Here is a 17519-nt window from a genome sequence, read left to right as displayed (position 1 = left end):
TTTCATCTAAACGTGAATTTGCGCATAAATTGGATGCCGATTATAAATATCCAGACAATGTCCACCATCTGTTGCCCCACATCTTCATAAACGCCACAGGTAAGTAGGAATGCGGGCAATGGATAGAATAACTGAAATAGCATGAGCACCCGGACAGGATTCCCCCGGATCATCTTTGGCGAGCCCGACATCACGCAACTCAGCAGACGCGGCCTTGTTGGGGTGGATATGCACTTTCATACCAACCACTCCGACTCCCCCACCCGTGTCCGCGATGCCCTTGCACTTGCAAAAAAGAAGGGGATCGGTCTTGCCATCACCGATCACAACGCCGTCAGTGGCGTCTCCGAGGCAGAGCGCCGGGACGCCCCCGTCCTCCTCATCCCGGGTATCGAGATCAGTGCCTGGGACGGCCCCCATATCCTCCTGTACTTCTTCTCCGTTCGGGAACTCACGGAATTCTACGAGAAGCACATCAAAGATACAAAGAGCAGCAGCCCGTGTCTTGCAACATCACTCACGACACCGGACATTGCCGCACTGGCAGACGAATACAACTGTGTCATGATCGCCGCCCACCCTTATGGCTACCTGCTCTTCAACAAAGGACTCTGCAAGTGTATCGAACGAAAATACCTCCCGGCCCGGATGTACGACACATTCGACGGCCTCGAGGTGATCAGCGGGGGCATGTCACACCTGCTCAACGAAAAGGCAGCAGATGTGGCTGAGATACGGCGCATGTGCATCACTGGTGGCACAGATGGACATATCCTCTCTGATCTCGGGCACGTCCTCACCTGCGCTCCGGCAGAGACCCCCGATGAGTTTCTTGAGGCAGTGCTGCACCACCAGAACAGCGTCATGGGCCGTGAGAAATCTCTCATTGAAAAAGGTATAATGGCCTCTGCCATGCTGCCACAGTACCTCCCCTACACCTGGCCGTCACTGCAGGTGCATTACCAGCAGAATATCCCCCGGCTGAGGCATTTTTTCGGAGTAAAAAGGAGATAGAACCGGTATATCTGAAGGAAAGCATGTCCGATGCCATCTGCGACGTGAGAATAAATTTTCCCCAAAAAATTCATAGAATCCCGGATAAGAGTCGGGAGAACGATTCTTTGAACCGCACCGTGAAGGCCCGGTTTGCATACATCTTCGGGGTCACTTTCGTGCACGATGCAATATCGTCTGCAAAGATCTTTTTCAGGCGGGGCGGCACGTCACCTTTGTAGAGGAAGGCGTTGGCCTCAAAGTTCAGTGCAAAACTCCTGATATCCCAGTTTGCACTCCCGACCGAGGCCGCGATTCCGTCAACGACCACCGTCTTTGCATGGATAAACCCGTTGTCATAGGTATAGACACCCACACCCGAGTCCATCAGTTCCCAAAGATAGGAGAAACCGGCCCAGTAGACAAACGGGTGATCCGGTTTGCAGGGAACCATGATACGCACATCCACCCCTGATTCTGCAGCCATTTTCAGGGCGTCCATGATACTCGCGTCCGGGATGAAGTACGGCGTCTGAATCCAGACACTCTCCCGTGCATTCCCGATTAGACTCAGGTATCCTTTTTTTATCGCCTCGCCACGTGAATCCGGCCCGCTGGAGACGATCTGCACCAGCGCTCCCTCGCGCCCCTCTGCAGGGGGGAAATACCGCTCTTCAAAACCCAGATCGGCCTGTGCGGCATGATTCCAGTCCATAAAGAAACGGACCTGCAGGGAATGCACGGCGGAGCCGGTGATCTTCAGGTGCGTGTCACGCCAGTTCCCGAGGGGGCCTTTTCCGAGATATTCGTCGCCGATATTAAACCCGCCGATAAACCCCGTCTTCCCGTCAATGATGGCAATCTTGCGGTGGTTACGGTAGTTTACCCGCATATTGATGTGAAGATATTTTGACCGGAAAAAGAAGGCGACCTCACCTCCGGCATCAGTAAGTTCACGGAAGAAGTCTTTGGGAAGGCTGTGGCACCCGACAGCATCCCCCAGCACCCGGACAGCGACTCCTTCCCGTGCTTTCCGGGCAAGAGCTGTGACAATCTTCCGGGAAAGGGCATCGTTTCGGATGATGTAGTATTCCAGGTGGATGAAGTCCTCAGCACCGGAAATTGCCTCAAGCAGGGCATCGAACTTCGCATTACCGTCTGTATATACCTCCACCATGTTATCGTTCGACATGACCGCTCCGTCGTTTCTGAGGAGCATCGCAATCATTTTGAGATAATCACCTGCCTTGTCCTCCGGCGGCACATGGAAGTGCTCCAGCTCCTGCTCCTGCCGTGCAATCACCTCTTTTGCAATACGGTCATCCTCTTCTTTGAGCCGGAATATCCGTTCCTTGTAGATTGTCTGCCCGAATACGAGGTACAGCAGAAACCCGAATACAGGCAGAAAGAAGAGTACTGACACCCATAATAAAGCCGCAGAAGGTTTTTTTCGTTCAACAAAAACCACAGAGATGGCAAAGATAACATTTGCCACAACAATGATACTCACCAGACTGAAGCCGAACATCTCAGTAACGGACTGCGGAAAAATCATAGACTGCCACTCTCTTTCGTTCAGGTAAAAATCCCGGCCCCAAACAGATATACCTGCCTGTTTTCAACCGGAATACTATTCAATATCAATAATACCCGACATATCGCTATTAATCTAAAAAATATGCCCTGAATAGATAAATAGCGGCAATTCCTGCCACACCGACAACAGGGGAGAGCGGCACAGCAGTGGGTGACTGAGTGGGTGCCCCCGGTGAGGGAGAGGGCCCTGGTGTATCAGCAGGTGACGGTACCGGGGATGTAAGGGAGGGCGTATCCGGCATATCCTCAACAGCCAGGAGGGAGAATGTCCCTGACTGCATCGTTCCCGTCTTTGGCACTTCAACGGTGAACCGGTACTCCCCGGCCGCCCATCCGGCAGTACCAAAGGAGAATGACCAGAAGGGAGGAGAGCCCGCCTGCACAACCCCCGTCCCTGACAGACCGGAAAACGCCCCCGCATCCGTCTTCTCTATGGGGCGGAATCCCGCCTCTTCTACCGTAATCAGAAAAATGGTACCGGGAGCGAGATTCGTATCGCCCCGAAGCGTGATCTCATCCCCGATGGCATAGACAGCAGACATTCCCGACAGATCAACACCGCTTGTTTCTGCGGACACAGGCCCTGTACAGAGAACAGAAAACAGGAACAGGACAGAGAGGAGCAACGGCAGGCAGCGGAAGTACCTGCTAAATGACCAAAGAGGCAAGAGAGCCATACGTGGTATCCTGCAGGTCAGATACAAAATGGTTACGGCAGGAGCATCATTGCCCTGCGTTTACGGTATCTTCACTGTATATCAGACAACGGTTCAGCAGAAGTGACGACCCCTGCCGCCGCACCCCCCTCACCCGGCAGAATGGCATTCTGCCAGGCCACCGGGATAAGGACACCGTCAGCATGGAGAAGGTGGCCGTTCTCAGACATAGCAGGAAAACTTCCGGTTTTAAGGACGGCAAAGAACCGCTGCCGCAGTACTTCACGGGAGTGCGGCGGCACAACGGCATCAAACCAGTTCCTGCCGATAAGGGCATCCGCAGGATAACCGAGCATCTCACTGCCCCGGCGGTTCATCGTCCGGATGGTGCCATCCGGAGAGATAACAGCAATCAGGACACCGGCCGCATCGAGTGACCGCTGCGCCTGATCACGTTCAGCACGGATGCGCTGTTCATTGCGGACCGTATCCGTCACATCCCGGTATATACCCAGGATGTATCGGAGATCGCCTTTGCCGGAGAATATAGGGATCTTTTTTACCCAGAGGATCCGTTCCCCGGCCCCGGGTACATCCGCAATAACCTGCGGAACATCCACCTCCGTACCGGACTGCAGAATCTCCTCATCCCCGCACAGAAGCATCCGGCAGAGGGCCGGCGTGAAAATTTCTGTGCACTGTTTGCCGGTAACCTCTTCCGATGATATCCCAAACATCTCCTCAAAGGACCGGTTCACAAACGCGACTGACCGGTCTTTTGCATTTGTCACCATCACTTTTGCAGGTATATTCTGGACGATGGAGAAGAGAAATGACTTCCACTGCAGCAGTCTGCGTTCCTGGGCCCGTCGTTCACTCACATTCCTGCAGACCGCGCGGTAACCGGTAAAATCTCCCAGAAGGTCATATTGTGGGGATGCACTCACCTCCACATCAACCGAATATCCATCACTATGGTTCATGGAGATGGGAATCACCGACCCCCCCCGGTGGGATGTATGGCATGCCTCAAGCGCTGTCATCACCTCCGCCTGCTCCCCTTCAGGGATGTATGAAAAGAGCAACTGCCCCTCCATACGTTCCGGCAGATACCCCAAAATCTCTTCTGTACGCGGACTCACATAGGAGAATCTCCCGTCATCCCCGATGATCCATATCGCATCACTGATGTCTTCAACAAGGGTGCGGAACTTCAGTTCACTCTCACGGAGCGCCTCCTCTGCCACCTTCTTTCCCGTGATATCCTCCATGACAACAGCCACGCCCGGTTGACCGGAATTGAGTACAGTGGGAATCGTCTTGACCCGGAAGTAGACATCTCCGTCTACCCGCATATACCTGAGTTCATCTGTTGAACCTTTCCCCTCCATCGCATCACTGATACGTCCTACGATCAAAGGATGGTCAAAGGCACCGAGTGCCGAATCCCGCATGGACTGCCCAACAATCTCATCACGGCTCCCCCCCAGAAAGGTGCAGATGGTATCGTTAGCCTCAACAACCGTACGCGACGGATCCACTACAAAGACCATATCAACCGCACAGTCCATCATTGCAGAGATGGGCATTCGCTGTGAGATGTAGAACACCTTTGCCTTGCCGTAGGTCTTCATCTCCACCTGTCCTGCCACGCGAAGCATGTCAAGATAGCGCGAGGCAGTATTCCGGTTCATCCCGATGGCATCCGCGATGTCACGGACGGCCATCCCTTTGGGATTCTCCTTGAGAACCTCACAAATGCGGGTTAATTCTTCAGGAAAGGCGCCAAGCATGTATGAATAGAGTTTTTCGGGTCATATCATATAGGTTTCGCTAATGCATGATCCAATGCCACAATGTAATGCACGAAGGTGGCGCACAGCTCAACGCTTGGCATTGTGGAAAAACATTATATACCAGGCTGCCGAATATGTAATTAGTACCAGCTTGGCACAAGTTGGGAACCAATATACCACTCCCCGCAGTGGTCTTTCACCAGAGATACACAGCGGCTGCATCCGGCTCTCTCTGACCAGGGATACCGGAGAAGGCACGGATGCACTCACCAGGGAGACCATGAGATACCAGGGAAAAGGGGCGCACCATATCGAAACCATACACACCTCTCAACACACGTACCACGAACAAACCGATACCACACCTCGCGCCCCTGACACCAATCCTCAGGGATCTGCTTTTTAGGCATCCTTCAACGGACGACGGACAATTTCCCGTTTTTTAACATCTTTAGTGCCACAGACGGTTTATGTGCACTCCTGTTTTCACGGATACCAGTATTCTGTGGATACGAAAAATACACAGACCCCTATTCCCGGATAATATCCTGCCGGAAAACGCCGCAGTCATCCGGGCATATTATCTCATATAAAAAAAGGCACAACGTCACCAGCTTCATCCAAAAAGTCAGCTAATCAGCCATATGGCCGTCTGTATGACAGGAGGTCGTCGGGAGATTCACCCGGAAACAGTGAACCAAAAAACAGGATCAGATGGTGTACCCCCGGATTGATAAACCCGGATTTACTTCCACTGCACACGTGTTGGCGGACTCTTTAGAATGGCATTGGACCGTTCCAGCTCGCTCATCGCTTCGCCTATGGCACTGTCCACCCTGCTGCGCAGTGACACCCAATCCTTCTCATCTGCATGCTCAAGGAGGTCGATCTCAACCTCTGCGAGGCTGATATACATCCCCACATCCACATTACAGGACTTCATCTCCTGCTGCACAGAATCCGGTGCATTCAACACAAGCTCACAGTTCTGTGCATCCAGCTGCCGGACTTCATCCAGCCGTGCACGCGCCTGTTCGGTATACGCTTCGCGCGTTGTATCTCTGTGAATTAATTTACTATCTGCCATTTCAGCACCCCCCATGGGTTGCGTGCTCCTTGGACGTCATTCCATAAAGTATTTCCTCAACCCGGGAAAGCAGAATCAAGATAAAAATCAAAATAACCCCATTAAATGTGTAAATTCAGCAAAATATAACGGAGACGTGATATCGATTCATCGTAGTGATTATCCGCCGGCAATGGGATTTTTCATTCAGACGCGACGATTATTTTCTATTTCAATCAGCCTGAAGTCAAGATCCCCCAGAATCCGGTTCACCTCATTGAGTTGTTCATTCGCCGCGTCACGAAATGCGGGCCCCTTCTCATAGGCCCAGGACATCGCAAGAATCGTCTCTTTCAAAGCAGCGCACAGGTTCCCTATCTCCTCAATCGCCCCATCCATCCTTCGGGACTCATTGAGCATGCGCCTACACTGACGCATCGCCTGATTCTCTGCAGTGATTTCACGGATCTGCAGAACCACAGACCGCGATGCACCGTCCGCTCCATCGGGTACCGGAAGATACCGGATGGCATAGATGACACTACCCGTTGAGTATTTCACCACTTTTTCATATGTCACCGGAAGGTTATCTGCAATGACCTCATGAAAGAGTCCAGGCCCACCGATAAATGATTCAGGGAGAACACTGCTGATGTGAGGCATCATACCCCTGATATCATGCCCCAACCGCTCGCAGAGAGAAGAGAATGCCGCATTGAACAGAATCACGTCCCCTCCCTCCGTAACACAGGCAAAAGGATCAGGCATTGCCTCCAGCAATGTTGCTGCATCCGGATGATCATTCCCCGCCCCCTCTGTTTCAGGGGTACACGGTTCAATCAGAAAGGCGATCTTCTGGATCCGCGAACTCCCCTTCTCCTGAATAAGTGCCGTGCTCAGGTGGGCAAGAAAAGAACCGCCGGATTTCATTCCGACCCGTATCGTGGAGGGAAAGGAGATCATGGAGCCTGCGGCGTACTCTGAGGAGACCAGCAGTTTCTCCATCAGGAGGTCACGGCCGGGTACAGAGACACCAAATGCCGCGAAAAACGGCACACCCTCCACATCAGAGAGAGGGAAGCCGGTCACCCGTTCGGCCTCAAGATTGAGGCGTTCGATCCGCCCCTGCGGATCTGTGATGACCACTGCACCTGCAATCATATTGAGGGCGGAATCCACCATCTCAGGGCTGCCCTCCAGCCGGCTCTTCACCCGGTGTTTGTGCAGGGCCATCTCAATATTGGAGTAGAGATCCCGCTCACTGAATGGTTTTATGATATACCCATAGGGCTGAGTGCGGATGGCACGGGAGAGGGTCTCCCTGTCAGAATGGGCAGTCGTGAAGATGACCGGGATGTCATAGCGGCGTGCAATGCGATCCGATGCCTCAATACCGTCCATCTGTCCCTTCAGGTGGATATCCATCAGCACAACGTCAGGCCGGAGTTTTCCGGCGGCACGGATGGCATCCTCACCGCGGAGTTCATTCCCGACGACCGTATACCCCAGGTGCTCGAGCGTCTCCCTGAGCTCCATTGCTATAATCGCCTCATCTTCCACAATCAGAATCCGCCGCTGAGCCATGACATGTCCCCGGGACCGGCGCAGTGTGCTTGCCGGTGTCGTATCTACCTGAACTGTCGGTCAGCGGGGAAATAATGATTGGCATTCAATGCGGCCAATGGCCGTATCGCCCCGTGGCGGGCAGAGACGGGGGGAAGCGAGAAGGCGGGGCAGATGCGCTGCTGTGTCGGTGACAACGGCCGCCTCCTCGAGCATCAGGTTCACCCGTTCAGAGACACCTGCCTGCCGGAAATCGGTGCGCACGGCGATGACAGGAATGCCCTGTGCATAGGCATACCCCATCTCCCAGGCGGTGCCGGAGTCCGCATCTGCCCCGTCAATGACCGCCACCACCAGATCTGCCTGACTGAGCGCTGCCAGATTTTCTGTAAAGATGCATGCCGTGTGTTCAGCGGAGCGTTCGGCAGAGGAATCCCCACATTCCTGCGGGAGGTGGACAGAAAAGAGGTGCTCCCGGAGAAGAGCGGCAACTGAGCGATTATAGGCCCGTTCGGCCTCTGAAAAGAGTGGGGCCGCGAGATATACCCTGTACCGGGCAAAATCAATGACATCCAGTGCAGGAATCTCCGGGAACCGTGAGAGAAAGACGCCCCGGCCCGGCTGGCGGTCATCGGTTCGGTACCACCGGTTCACCCCGCAGACAGGGGAGGAGTCCACTCCCACGATACAGAGGGGTGCGCCACGCTCCCGGATGACGCCACGAACCGCCTCCTCCGAGCGGTCCATGACAGCCAGAAATGCCGGTGTGTCGAGCCGTCCCTCATACGGCCCGGGCGGGTGATCCGGCCCCAGATAGACTGTTTCAGAACAGGGCATCATCACGCTCTCAATACCAAACGCACGGCAGCGCTCCTGCGCCTGGGAAAAGGCCCGGAGGTCAGCATCGTTCGTTATCCCCACCGCACGGAGGGACGGCGCTGCAATGCAGGGGCACATCAGTACATACATTGATTACTCACTATGGGGACATCCATTAGATAAAGGATGATTCCCCTCTTTGCCTACCGAGACAATTCCTGCGATCCACGGCGTTGTTCTGTCAAAAAACTCGAGCGGCGCGGATGCGTGCGAGTCTTCTCACAGGTGGACAGGATCCCCCGTTCAAGCATGATTCTCGACCCCTCGGCACCTCAGGCGCTCTCGCCTGCCGACCGGACGCCAAAATCCCTCACTGCCCTCGACTGTTCCTGGGAGGTCTTTGAACAGATCCAGGTATCCCGCTGGCCCCTGCGCCGGGCACTGCCGTTTCTTGTTGCTGCAAACCCGGGACACTTCGGGCGGCCGTTTATGCTCAACTCAGTCGAGGCGTTTGCCGCGGCCCTCGTCATCCTGGGTGGGCCTGAGCAGGCGGAGCAGATTCTCTCGGCCTTCAGCTGGGGCATGCGATTTTTAGAGGTGAACCATGACCCCCTCACCGAATATGCGGCCGCAAAGGACTCCGCAGAGGTCGTTGAGATACAGTCCTGTTATCTCTGAATTCTGCCACCGGGCCGAAAAACCTGCCACGCGTTCCATATGAGAAGAACACCCCAGAGCAGAGCGATCCAGAGCACCCAGAGAGAGTCCGGTGCAATTCTGAGGTTCACAGCAATAAGGATGAGCACTACACCCATATAGAGCGCGGCATGGTAGACAAGTCCCCGCACGGGTGGATCTGCCAGCATTCCTTTGCCCCTGCCGTCATCACAACCGCCGTTCGGCTCATCCGGCTGAACCCCATCCTGCCTCTCCTGCTGCATAGATACTCCCTGTTTGGGAGTCCGTATGCAAAAAGCCTGTGGAATCGATACATATTGCCTCCTCCGCAGGAAAGGGTGAAAAACCCCGCAACACGGATATGGGGTGCCCGATAAACCAATTATAAAACACGAGCAGAATGCAGGTGTGCTTCGGTACACAGCATACAGGAGAGAGGAGAGCGAAATGGAGGCATGGGAAAGCAATTACCGACAGAGGGGCGCCCTCTGGCAGGGGGCTGCGACAGGCATTCCGTCATTCCCGCCCGGTGCACGGGTGCTGGAGGCAGGATGCGGGAACGGCAAGAGCCTTGCCTCCCTCTGCCGGGGCGGATGCGACGCAATCGGCTGTGACATCGCTGCATCCGCACTCCGACTTGCGCAGAGAACCGGACCAGCTGCCCTCCTCGTGCAGGCAGATGTCCGGCGTCTCCCCTTCCGGACAGCCACATTTGACGCTGTTGTTGCCGTCCATATCATTAGTGCGCTCACTGAGCCCGAACGCCGCCGGGCCGCAGCAGAGCTGCACCGGGTGCTCGTGCCCGGCGGTACGCTCCTCTTCCGCGAATTCTCGGTCTCCGATTTTCGCTGCGGAAATGGGAGGCTTGCAGAGGAGAACAGCTATCTTCGCGGAGATGGTGTGATGACCCACTATTTTACCCCATCCGAGGTAAGCTCGCTTTTCTCAGTGGATAAATGGAAAGGAGGGGTCATGGCCGAACGGTGGGAAATGCGGGTACGCGGCACCCGCTACCCACGGGAAGTGCTCACCGGCACCTTTCAGAAAATCGATCCGTAAGAATTCCGGCAGCCATTCACCGGCACTCTTCCGGCTCTTCTGACATCTCTTCTCTCTTCCGTCTCTTCAGTGAGAGGTACTCCGTATGCTCCAGCATTTCATAACCACGTTCCCGGAGGATGGAAAGAAAGAGCACCAGCCCGAGGGCATTGGCAAAGGCCATCGGCAGGTAGGTTTCCCTGATTATCTGCCACATTGCAAGCGTGTCCCACCCACCGGCAAAGAGGGGAATGAGAATGATGACATGCAGGAATTCCACTGCACATGCAAGAAGAATCATCCGCCAGTATGTCAGATGGTTGTGGAACCTGCGGGCGGCGTACGCAGCGATGACACCGGCACATATGGCAGACACCGCACTGCCCACCGCCCCAAGCCCTCCTTCGCTCAGCCGGAAGAGAGCAGCAATGATACCGACACATCCACCGACGACCGGCCCCCCAAGGATGCCTGCGACCATCGGCCCGAGATCAGCGAAATCAATGATGACCCCGTTATAGAGAATCCCTCGGTAGATCCCGTAGAGAGAGAGAAGACCGAAGGTAAGGATCATCCATCCACGGTCCTCCAGCGTTGCCCGGCCCGTGACGAGCCGTTCAAAAAGACCGGTCTTCGTGAAGGCATAGAGGATAATTGCGACCACAGCCACATGTTCCATGAGCGGCAGGCCGAAGGTGATGAGCGACTGTTCGGTGATGAGGGCTATCGCAAGAAAGAGGAGACTCCCGCAGCCCACCGTGAGCATCCAGAGAGACGAACCCCGGGCATAGGCCGGGAGACGGCGGTCGATGTAGATGAGCATAAAACCAAGGAGGCCGAACATCACCGATGATACGGCCGCAACAATCCGGATCAGAGACGTTGTCTCACCAGAGAGAATACCTGCCGCGATGACGCCAGCAAAGACCAGGAGCACAATCCTGTACAAGGTCCGTTCGTCAAACCGGATGGGCGATGCGCGGGAAACCACCAAAGATACTGCTCGTGCACGACCGTCCATCCCCGAGATGAGGGATCCGGTGAGGATGACGAAGGCAAGGAAGAGAACAGTATCCAACCCGCCCGGCACCTTCCCGAACGTTGCAGTGATGGCTTCGGTTAACGATACTGCACCGACATCCGTGAGATGCTCATGCACAAGCCCCCAGAATCCAAGTGTCATGAAGATGAGCGCAACCACCCCGACGAGCAGGAAGGCAAGAACGAGATCAATGTTAACGCTCTTCATGTGACTTTTAAAGTAGGCCTCGCCATGACGGTCGCCCACCTTCTCATGCAGCCAGACCGAATAGAGCAGCAGGTTCAGGCCCGACCCGACAACCCCAAGCAGCGCCATCGTTTCGATGAGGGCACCATCCGGAATGGACGGGATACAGCCCTGTGCGATGGCGCCAATGGGAAACGGCAGCGCGAGTATGAGCGCTGCAAGCCCAACAAACATCACTACAGAGATGGTGATGATCACATGTTCGAGGCGTTCATAGGAGTTCTTCCAGAGCACAAGGAGGATAAAGATCAGGAGTGCAAAGGCATAGGCTGCAGGTGCTGCGGCCGGGACTACCTTTGCGAGCATACTGCCTGCAAAAAGAGCGATACCCCCGAATCCCACCATCTCGAACAGGTATATGACAGCAATAAAGCTCACCTCCCAGTTCTTCGGGCCCGGAATGGTGCGGAGACCGTCAAATATAGAGGTGCCGGTCGCAACCGTGTAGCGGGCAATCCCGTTTGTGAATGCAAACTTGAAGATAAGGGCTGCACAAATGACCCATAAGAGGGCGAATCCATACTCAAACCCTGCCTCAATGAGCTCTGTGATGCCGCTTTCACCGGACGCCTCAATGGCAAGGATCAGTCCGGGGCCGATGAAAAAGAAGGTTTCTGCGATGCCTGGCGGAATGCGGCGCTTCAGTCCGGAGATCATGGTATTTCTCAGATAATCTGTAAAAGAAGTGCAGGAGAGAACCAATATCTCTTTTGAATTTATTCTGTGAACGGAAAGACGATGCTGAAGGTGAGGCCACCTTCGTGTGATACCGTGAGCGTGCCGTCAATCTGGGTGGTCAGATTTTTCACCAGCTGCATCCCCAGTGTCTCTTTGCTCTCCATATCAACATTGGATTTTGTCGAAGACCCACTCTCTGATACCCGCAGACGGGCAAGCCCCCTCCGGTACTTATCCATGGAGACAACAATTTCACCGCTTTCACCCGGGGAAAATCCATATTTCAGGGCATTGGTGATGAGTTCATTGATGATGATGCCACAGGGTATGCAGGTATCTATGTCCAGACTGATGTCAGGATCACAGCGGGTAATTATTTCCACCCGATCCATCCCGTGCGGCTTCTGGGCAGAGAGGTTCCGGGCAATACGGGGCACATATTCAGCCATCCGTATCGTCGCGAGATTGTCAGACCGATAGAGGTACTCATGGATTAAGGCCATCGACGCGATACGATTTCTGCAGTCCTCAAGGATTTCCCGTGTATCCGGGTCTGTGGTACGGTAACTGTGCATCTTAAGAATGCTTGAGATCAGCTGGAGATTATTTTTTACCCGGTGGTGCACTTCCTGGATGAGGATATCTTTTTCATCAGGTACCCCTTCTGGGGACCGGACAAACGCCGAGTGCGAACGCCGCTGCCCCTCTTCCTGCTGCCGGCGTGCAGAGATATCATACTTTCGGGCGGCCCTCTTTATCGTGAGACTGAGTTCAACATAGAACTGAAACCGGTTCTCCCCGCGGTTGAGGAAGAAATCGGCACCCCGGTTGATGGCTTCAATGACGACCCCTTCAGTATCATCCCCTACAATAATGAATGGAATCCGCTCTCCCTGCGAGCGGAGATCATCCAGAAACGAGAGGCCGTCCGTCCCCTTCAGATGATATTCACAGACGACAACATGATACTCATTTTTATAAAGCAGATCTGCGGCCTCCTCTGTGGAAAACGCAAAATCAAGGGATATCTCACCAGACTTCTGCAGAAAGTGACAGGCCCCTTCACATGCCCTGAGATCATCAGCAACATAGAGCACCGGAACAGGACTTTTCACCATCATTTGCAAACACCCGGGCACACCTCTTCGGGGCCGACTATCGCATACTTATGTAGTCCCATTGGATAAACATATGGAAATCTGATGTCACGCAGACATCTGCCTTACCCGACAAAAGAAATAGAGAAATAATACAGAATATTAAAAATACAGCAACATTCTATCGATTTTCAGATATTCAGAAGAGAGGTTTCCTGTAACGGGTTCCCAGTTTCTCATAATACTGCTGGTGGTAATCTTCAGCAGGCCAGAACACTCCCGCCGGCAATACGGGAGTCACAATTGGACGGGAATAATTCCCGGACGCCACCTCTTCCCGGATGAACACCCGTGCCATCCGGCAGTCCTCTTCGGTATGGCAGAAAATACCCGACCGATACTGGGAACCGTCAGAACCGGCAGGTGCCTCCTCTGCCATGGGATCAAACTGACTGAAAAAAAAGCTGAGAATGCCAGACAGGCCGATGACAGCCGGGTCATAGGCAATACGGACTGCCTCCACATGCCCGGTCGTCCCGGTGCTGACCCGGGTATAGTCCGGATGCTCCTCATCCCCTCCGGTATATCCAACCACGGTGGCAAGGATGCCGGGCACTCTCCGGAAGCCTGCCTCAATATCCCAGAAACAGCCGCCTGCAAGGGTTATTTGGCAGACCTTCCGAACGCTCTCATCGTTCGTATATTCCATGTGCTGTACGGTAGGCGCTATTCACCATAAAAAATGGTGCACACCGGACTCTGTCAGGAAACCAGCCTAGTCATTGGAAATGGTCTCAACATCATGGTGTTTACGCAGAAACTCCCTGATCTTTTCTGATTCCAGAAATCCCCGGTCCAACATATTGATGATACCATCAATCTCCTGTATCTGGTCCATAACGACCTTAGCATGCTCGGTTGCGTCCATCTCAGTGTAGGCGCTGATGACCATCAGTGGATTTCTGATATGATCGTTTAAAGTGGCAAGATTTGCCAGGTTGTTTTCAATCTGATCCAGTGCCTCCCGCTGGCGCCGTTTCAGGTTAAGGAGCTCAGTGACATTGCGCCCGACAAGCACCACCATCACCTTTCCAAGGTAATTTACAAGGCCCCCCCTGATCTCAAAGCGGACCAGCAGGCCATCCCGGGAAATGGCATCCCACTGTATGCTTATTCGTCTGCCACCCATAATCTCTCTCAGAATCTCAATCCTCCGGTGGGATGAACGGACACCGTCTTCCTGAAATTCCGGGGCAAAATCCAGAACCGAACGTCCTTTCATCTCTTCCGGCAGGTAACCAAGTGCTGTTGCAAACGCCGGATTCACCTCACTGATGAGTTCCGTATCCGTGATGAGAATTCCATCCGGCGATGTCTCAAAAACCATCCGGTAGCGTTCTTCAGCTATGTTAAGCGCATCCTCTGCCGCTTTTATCTTTCGCAGATCAACGATCATCTCAATGAGGCATTTTCTGCCCTGATACACCACCTGCCTGACAGACTTTAAAACAGGAATCCGGTCACCATCTGCCGTCAGAAGGATCCGCTCTGACATATGAACCTCCTCCCCAAGGTCTGTCACCGGGCAGAACCCGTCTTTCGCCGGACAGATGACATCCCGACAGAGACAGCCTATGATCTCATCCCTTCCTGCCCCGATGAGGTCACACGCCGTCGCGTTTGCATCCAGAATGGTGTGCATCTCCGCATCGATGACAAGAATGCCCTCAATGGTTGCAGGGAAGATGATCTTGAGGAATTCATCGTTTTCCTGCAGCACCCGGAGCGCCTCGCATTCATGGGAGACATCAATGAATGAACAGCCATACGACGTCCGTGAACCCCCGAGAGGGAAGATGTGCCCGGAAAAGGTTTTTCCTCGCTGAGAACAGGTCCACTCAGCGGTATATGAACCACCCTCCATGACGGCATCATGAAAGAGAGATACCCATTCCCGCGCATCATCCGGGAAGAGATCATCAACATTCTTCCCGATGACCGTCCCCTGGTCCACACCCATCATTCTGCCAAATGACTGGTTCGCCGCCAGAAACCGGAAACTGGAAAAATCTCCTTCATCATTGTAGAGCGGTTCGATGATCATCGAGCCTGCCATCTTGCTGTTGAAGTATAACCGGAACCGCTCCTCACTCTGAGCACGTGCCTTCTCAGCCTTCACCCTGTCGGTGATGTCCTGAATAGTACCTACCGTACCTTTGATGCCATCTGTCCGGTTGCGTGCCCGAAATGCCGCATACATCACCTCGCCATCCGTGTTCTTTAGAGAGACCGTCAGTTCGTGCAGGACGTCAACCGAACGATCCGACACCGCCTGCCGCACCCGTGCGGCATCCTGTGGCGGAAGGGAGCGGAGAAATACCTCTAAAGGCATAGAGAGAGGCGTATCCGAAAGGAAAAGATCCCCGGGGGATAGTCCCCGGAAGGTGATGCTGCCTGTTTCATCGTCATATTGCCAGCTTCCCATGCGTGCTGCCTTCTGTGCCTCAAAGAGTGTGGCAGCAAGTGCTGCACGTTGCTTCTCATTCTTTCGCTCCTCGGTCTGGTCAACAGCGATGGCACCGATAAGGGGGGGGCAGCCCGAGCGGGAAATGGAGAAGAAGGTGAGCTGATATATCAGGTCATGCTTCTCCGGTTCGGTATGCCTGCGTTCAGTAGAGACACTTCCCTTCTTCAGGACCTCGGGGAAAAGGGCAGTAACAGTCCGGATCATCTCCGGCGGGAAAGTATATCCACCCTGTCCATCTGCATATCCGTTTCTGCAGAAGAACTGGTCCATCTGAGGATTGCAGTACCGAACCCTCCCATTGAGATCCAGTATAGCCGCAGCGGAGGGAAGATTCTCCATGAATGCCGCAAACATATGCTCTATATCACTGAGTTTCACACGCCGGGCCATCCATTCTGTCATCTCCACTGCGGTCTGGATATACCCGGTAAAGGAGTCCGCTGAATCTCCCAGAAGACCGGTGCGAATCCGCCAGGATCTCTCCAGGGTGTCCTCCACGAATATATCCACAGAGGCTTTTTCCATGGAAGCAGGGATAAATTCCGAGAGCGGACATGTGCCATCCTCCCACATGACCCTTTTCCAGAAGGCAGATACCGGAGCACCCTCCTCCATACCTGCCGAAGAAAGTTCTCTTCTGCCCACACGATTTGACCAGTGCACCCGTGCATCCGGGGACAGGATGATGACTGCCTCATTCATGGAATCCAGACATGACCAGTCAGGTGCAGTCAGGTCAGCAGGAGCATTTCTCTGAGCAGCAGGGAACCTGATGATACAGAGGGAGGGGGATTGGGGCGGAGTGGCGTGAAAGGACAATCCATAGAGTCCGGACGCGGCTGTTTCCTCACGTTCACTCCGGAAAATAATGGGGGGAGTTGAGAAGGTATGCCCTTCCCGTGCCGTGCAGACCAGATCACAGGCCTCTTCGATCCGCTGTCGATCCTCCGGATTGCAGGTCAGACCCTCCAGCCAGAACAAAAAGGGGAGAGGAGTTCTGCCACGGCAGAAGGGAAATATCCGGAGGAAGACATCATCAGGAATCAGCTCACGGGCAGGAGATATCCGGGCAAACGAACGGGCCCCAAGATAATCACATCCCGTACACTGCTCAGTTCGGTAGATGAGCCGCCCATTCTGCCCCGCCGCCATCATAAATAAATCATCCGATTAATGCCCGATTAATGGCCATTATTTGCGTATGGCCATATAATAGTATCCATCTGAGAATTAAACCAAAAATAACGATTCAAAAAAAAATCAGGAGATTATCTGGGAGAGCACGCGCTGCATGTCTACCCAGATGATCAGGCGCATGGTGTCCGAGGCATCATCTTTCATCTTGATGATGCCCTTCACATACTCGGTTACATCGCTGGAGAGACCCTCTCCAAGCGCCTCTACATCCTTCTCATCCACCTGCATCACACTGCACACATCATCAACAATGATGCCAACATTTGATCCCTGTGCTGCATCCGGCATGAGGACGATGAACTTCTGCGTCTCAGATGCAACCGACTCAGGGAGCCCTATCAGTTTGCTGAGATTGATGATATTGGTGACCTCTCCCCTGAGATTGGTGACACCAGTGATATAATCCGGTGCCCGTGGGATAGGAGTGATCGTCATCATCTCGACTATCTCCCGGGCAATCTGGACATCGATTGCATAATACCCGTCTGCAATCCTGAATTCCACAACATCAGTGAGTTTTGACATTC

At 53.9% G+C, this 17519-nt stretch carries 15 protein-coding genes; 3 read left to right on the top strand and 12 right to left on the bottom strand.

The genetic code is table 11. The features are described from left to right. The first annotated feature begins 141 nt into the window (after positions 1–141). Positions 142–1014: a PHP domain-containing protein gene (locus L1S32_RS09830; RefSeq protein ID WP_278154929.1), complete on the top strand. Its 873-nt coding sequence runs from the start codon at positions 142–144 to the stop codon at positions 1012–1014. A 70-nt stretch (positions 1015–1084) separates the two neighbouring features. Here the strand turns inward: L1S32_RS09830 and cls are convergent, their stop codons facing one another. From cls to L1S32_RS09800, 6 genes are all read right to left on the bottom strand, one after another. Continuing rightward, positions 1085–2548, bottom strand: a complete 1464-nt coding sequence (cls, locus tag L1S32_RS09825; protein ID WP_278154928.1) for a cardiolipin synthase — start codon at positions 2546–2548, stop codon at positions 1085–1087. A gap of 109 nt (positions 2549–2657) precedes the next feature. After that, complete coding sequence (locus tag L1S32_RS09820) at positions 2658–3266, bottom strand: hypothetical protein (protein ID WP_278154927.1); 609 nt, start codon at positions 3264–3266, stop codon at positions 2658–2660. 71 nt (positions 3267–3337) lie between these two features. Then, entirely contained in the window at positions 3338–5038 is a 1701-nt protein-coding gene (locus L1S32_RS09815) for a PAS domain S-box protein (protein ID WP_278154926.1), read from the bottom strand. Between the two features lie 748 nt (positions 5039–5786). Further along, positions 5787–6128, bottom strand: coding sequence for a hypothetical protein (locus tag L1S32_RS09810; protein WP_278154925.1), 342 nt, complete (start codon positions 6126–6128; stop codon positions 5787–5789). A 186-nt stretch (positions 6129–6314) separates the two neighbouring features. Beyond that, a complete protein-coding gene (locus L1S32_RS09805; protein WP_278154924.1) occupies positions 6315–7691 on the bottom strand; it encodes a response regulator in 1377 nt (458 codons plus the stop codon). A 60-nt stretch (positions 7692–7751) separates the two neighbouring features. Beyond that, on the bottom strand, positions 7752–8639 hold the full coding sequence (locus L1S32_RS09800; RefSeq protein WP_278154923.1) for a nucleoside 2-deoxyribosyltransferase: 888 nt from the start codon (positions 8637–8639) through the stop codon (positions 7752–7754). 36 nt (positions 8640–8675) lie between these two features. Between L1S32_RS09800 and L1S32_RS09795 the strand changes: the two genes are divergently transcribed. Next, complete coding sequence (locus tag L1S32_RS09795; protein ID WP_278154922.1) at positions 8676–9167, top strand: DUF367 family protein; 492 nt, start codon at positions 8676–8678, stop codon at positions 9165–9167. Here L1S32_RS09795 and L1S32_RS09790 read toward each other — a convergent pair. After that, positions 9158–9430: a 2TM domain-containing protein gene (locus L1S32_RS09790; RefSeq protein ID WP_278154921.1), complete on the bottom strand. Its 273-nt coding sequence runs from the start codon at positions 9428–9430 to the stop codon at positions 9158–9160. The two genes, L1S32_RS09795 and L1S32_RS09790, sit on opposite strands and share 10 nt — an antisense overlap. A gap of 184 nt (positions 9431–9614) precedes the next feature. Here L1S32_RS09790 and L1S32_RS09785 point away from each other — a divergent pair, with 184 nt between their 5' ends. Further along, positions 9615–10226, top strand: a complete 612-nt coding sequence (locus tag L1S32_RS09785; RefSeq protein ID WP_278154920.1) for a class I SAM-dependent methyltransferase — start codon at positions 9615–9617, stop codon at positions 10224–10226. Positions 10227–10242: 16 nt separating this feature from the next. On the opposite strand, the gene L1S32_RS09780 is transcribed toward L1S32_RS09785, so the two are convergent. The 5 genes from L1S32_RS09780 to L1S32_RS09760 form a co-directional block, all read right to left on the bottom strand. After that, the gene (locus L1S32_RS09780; RefSeq protein ID WP_278154919.1) at positions 10243–12150 is read right to left on the bottom strand and encodes an Nramp family divalent metal transporter; all 1908 of its coding nucleotides are present in this window, start codon (positions 12148–12150) and stop codon (positions 10243–10245) included. Positions 12151–12209: 59 nt separating this feature from the next. Beyond that, positions 12210–13292, bottom strand: a complete 1083-nt coding sequence (locus L1S32_RS09775; protein WP_278154918.1) for a histidine kinase dimerization/phosphoacceptor domain -containing protein — start codon at positions 13290–13292, stop codon at positions 12210–12212. Positions 13293–13467: 175 nt separating this feature from the next. Next, positions 13468–13977 (bottom strand): peptide-methionine (S)-S-oxide reductase MsrA, encoded by a 510-nt coding sequence (gene msrA, locus L1S32_RS09770; RefSeq protein ID WP_278154917.1) that lies wholly within the window; start codon positions 13975–13977, stop codon positions 13468–13470. A gap of 66 nt (positions 13978–14043) precedes the next feature. Next, the gene (locus L1S32_RS09765) at positions 14044–16950 is read right to left on the bottom strand and encodes a PAS domain S-box protein (RefSeq protein WP_278154916.1); all 2907 of its coding nucleotides are present in this window, start codon (positions 16948–16950) and stop codon (positions 14044–14046) included. 105 nt (positions 16951–17055) lie between these two features. Continuing rightward, positions 17056–17517, bottom strand: a complete 462-nt coding sequence (locus L1S32_RS09760) for a chemotaxis protein CheW (RefSeq protein ID WP_278154915.1) — start codon at positions 17515–17517, stop codon at positions 17056–17058. Between the last annotated feature and the right edge of the window lie 2 nt (positions 17518–17519).

The sequence above is a fragment of the Methanogenium sp. S4BF genome (assembly GCF_029633965.1).
Taxonomy (GTDB): Archaea; Halobacteriota; Methanomicrobia; order Methanomicrobiales; family Methanomicrobiaceae; genus Methanogenium.
This window is presented reverse-complemented; position numbering and strand designations above follow the sequence as displayed.

Bases quoted from the DNA above. Each gene is read 5' to 3' on its own strand.
- L1S32_RS09830 (WP_278154929.1), top strand. From the start codon at position 142: ATGAGCACCCGGACAGGATTCCCCCGGATCATCTTTGGCGAGCCCGAC.
- cls (WP_278154928.1), bottom strand. From the start codon at position 2,548: ATGATTTTTCCGCAGTCCGTTACTGAGATGTTCGGCTTCAGTCTGGTG.
- L1S32_RS09820 (WP_278154927.1), bottom strand. From the start codon at position 3,266: ATGGCTCTCTTGCCTCTTTGGTCATTTAGCAGGTACTTCCGCTGCCTG.
- L1S32_RS09815 (WP_278154926.1), bottom strand. From the start codon at position 5,038: ATGCTTGGCGCCTTTCCTGAAGAATTAACCCGCATTTGTGAGGTTCTC.
- L1S32_RS09810 (WP_278154925.1), bottom strand. From the start codon at position 6,128: ATGGCAGATAGTAAATTAATTCACAGAGATACAACGCGCGAAGCGTAT.
- L1S32_RS09805 (WP_278154924.1), bottom strand. From the start codon at position 7,691: ATGGCTCAGCGGCGGATTCTGATTGTGGAAGATGAGGCGATTATAGCA.
- L1S32_RS09800 (WP_278154923.1), bottom strand. From the start codon at position 8,639: ATGTATGTACTGATGTGCCCCTGCATTGCAGCGCCGTCCCTCCGTGCG.
- L1S32_RS09795 (WP_278154922.1), top strand. From the start codon at position 8,676: ATGATTCCCCTCTTTGCCTACCGAGACAATTCCTGCGATCCACGGCGT.
- L1S32_RS09790 (WP_278154921.1), bottom strand. From the start codon at position 9,430: ATGCAGCAGGAGAGGCAGGATGGGGTTCAGCCGGATGAGCCGAACGGC.
- L1S32_RS09785 (WP_278154920.1), top strand. From the start codon at position 9,615: ATGGAGGCATGGGAAAGCAATTACCGACAGAGGGGCGCCCTCTGGCAG.
- L1S32_RS09780 (WP_278154919.1), bottom strand. From the start codon at position 12,150: ATGATCTCCGGACTGAAGCGCCGCATTCCGCCAGGCATCGCAGAAACC.
- L1S32_RS09775 (WP_278154918.1), bottom strand. From the start codon at position 13,292: ATGATGGTGAAAAGTCCTGTTCCGGTGCTCTATGTTGCTGATGATCTC.
- msrA (WP_278154917.1), bottom strand. From the start codon at position 13,977: ATGGAATATACGAACGATGAGAGCGTTCGGAAGGTCTGCCAAATAACC.
- L1S32_RS09765 (WP_278154916.1), bottom strand. From the start codon at position 16,950: ATGATGGCGGCGGGGCAGAATGGGCGGCTCATCTACCGAACTGAGCAG.
- L1S32_RS09760 (WP_278154915.1), bottom strand. From the start codon at position 17,517: ATGTCAAAACTCACTGATGTTGTGGAATTCAGGATTGCAGACGGGTAT.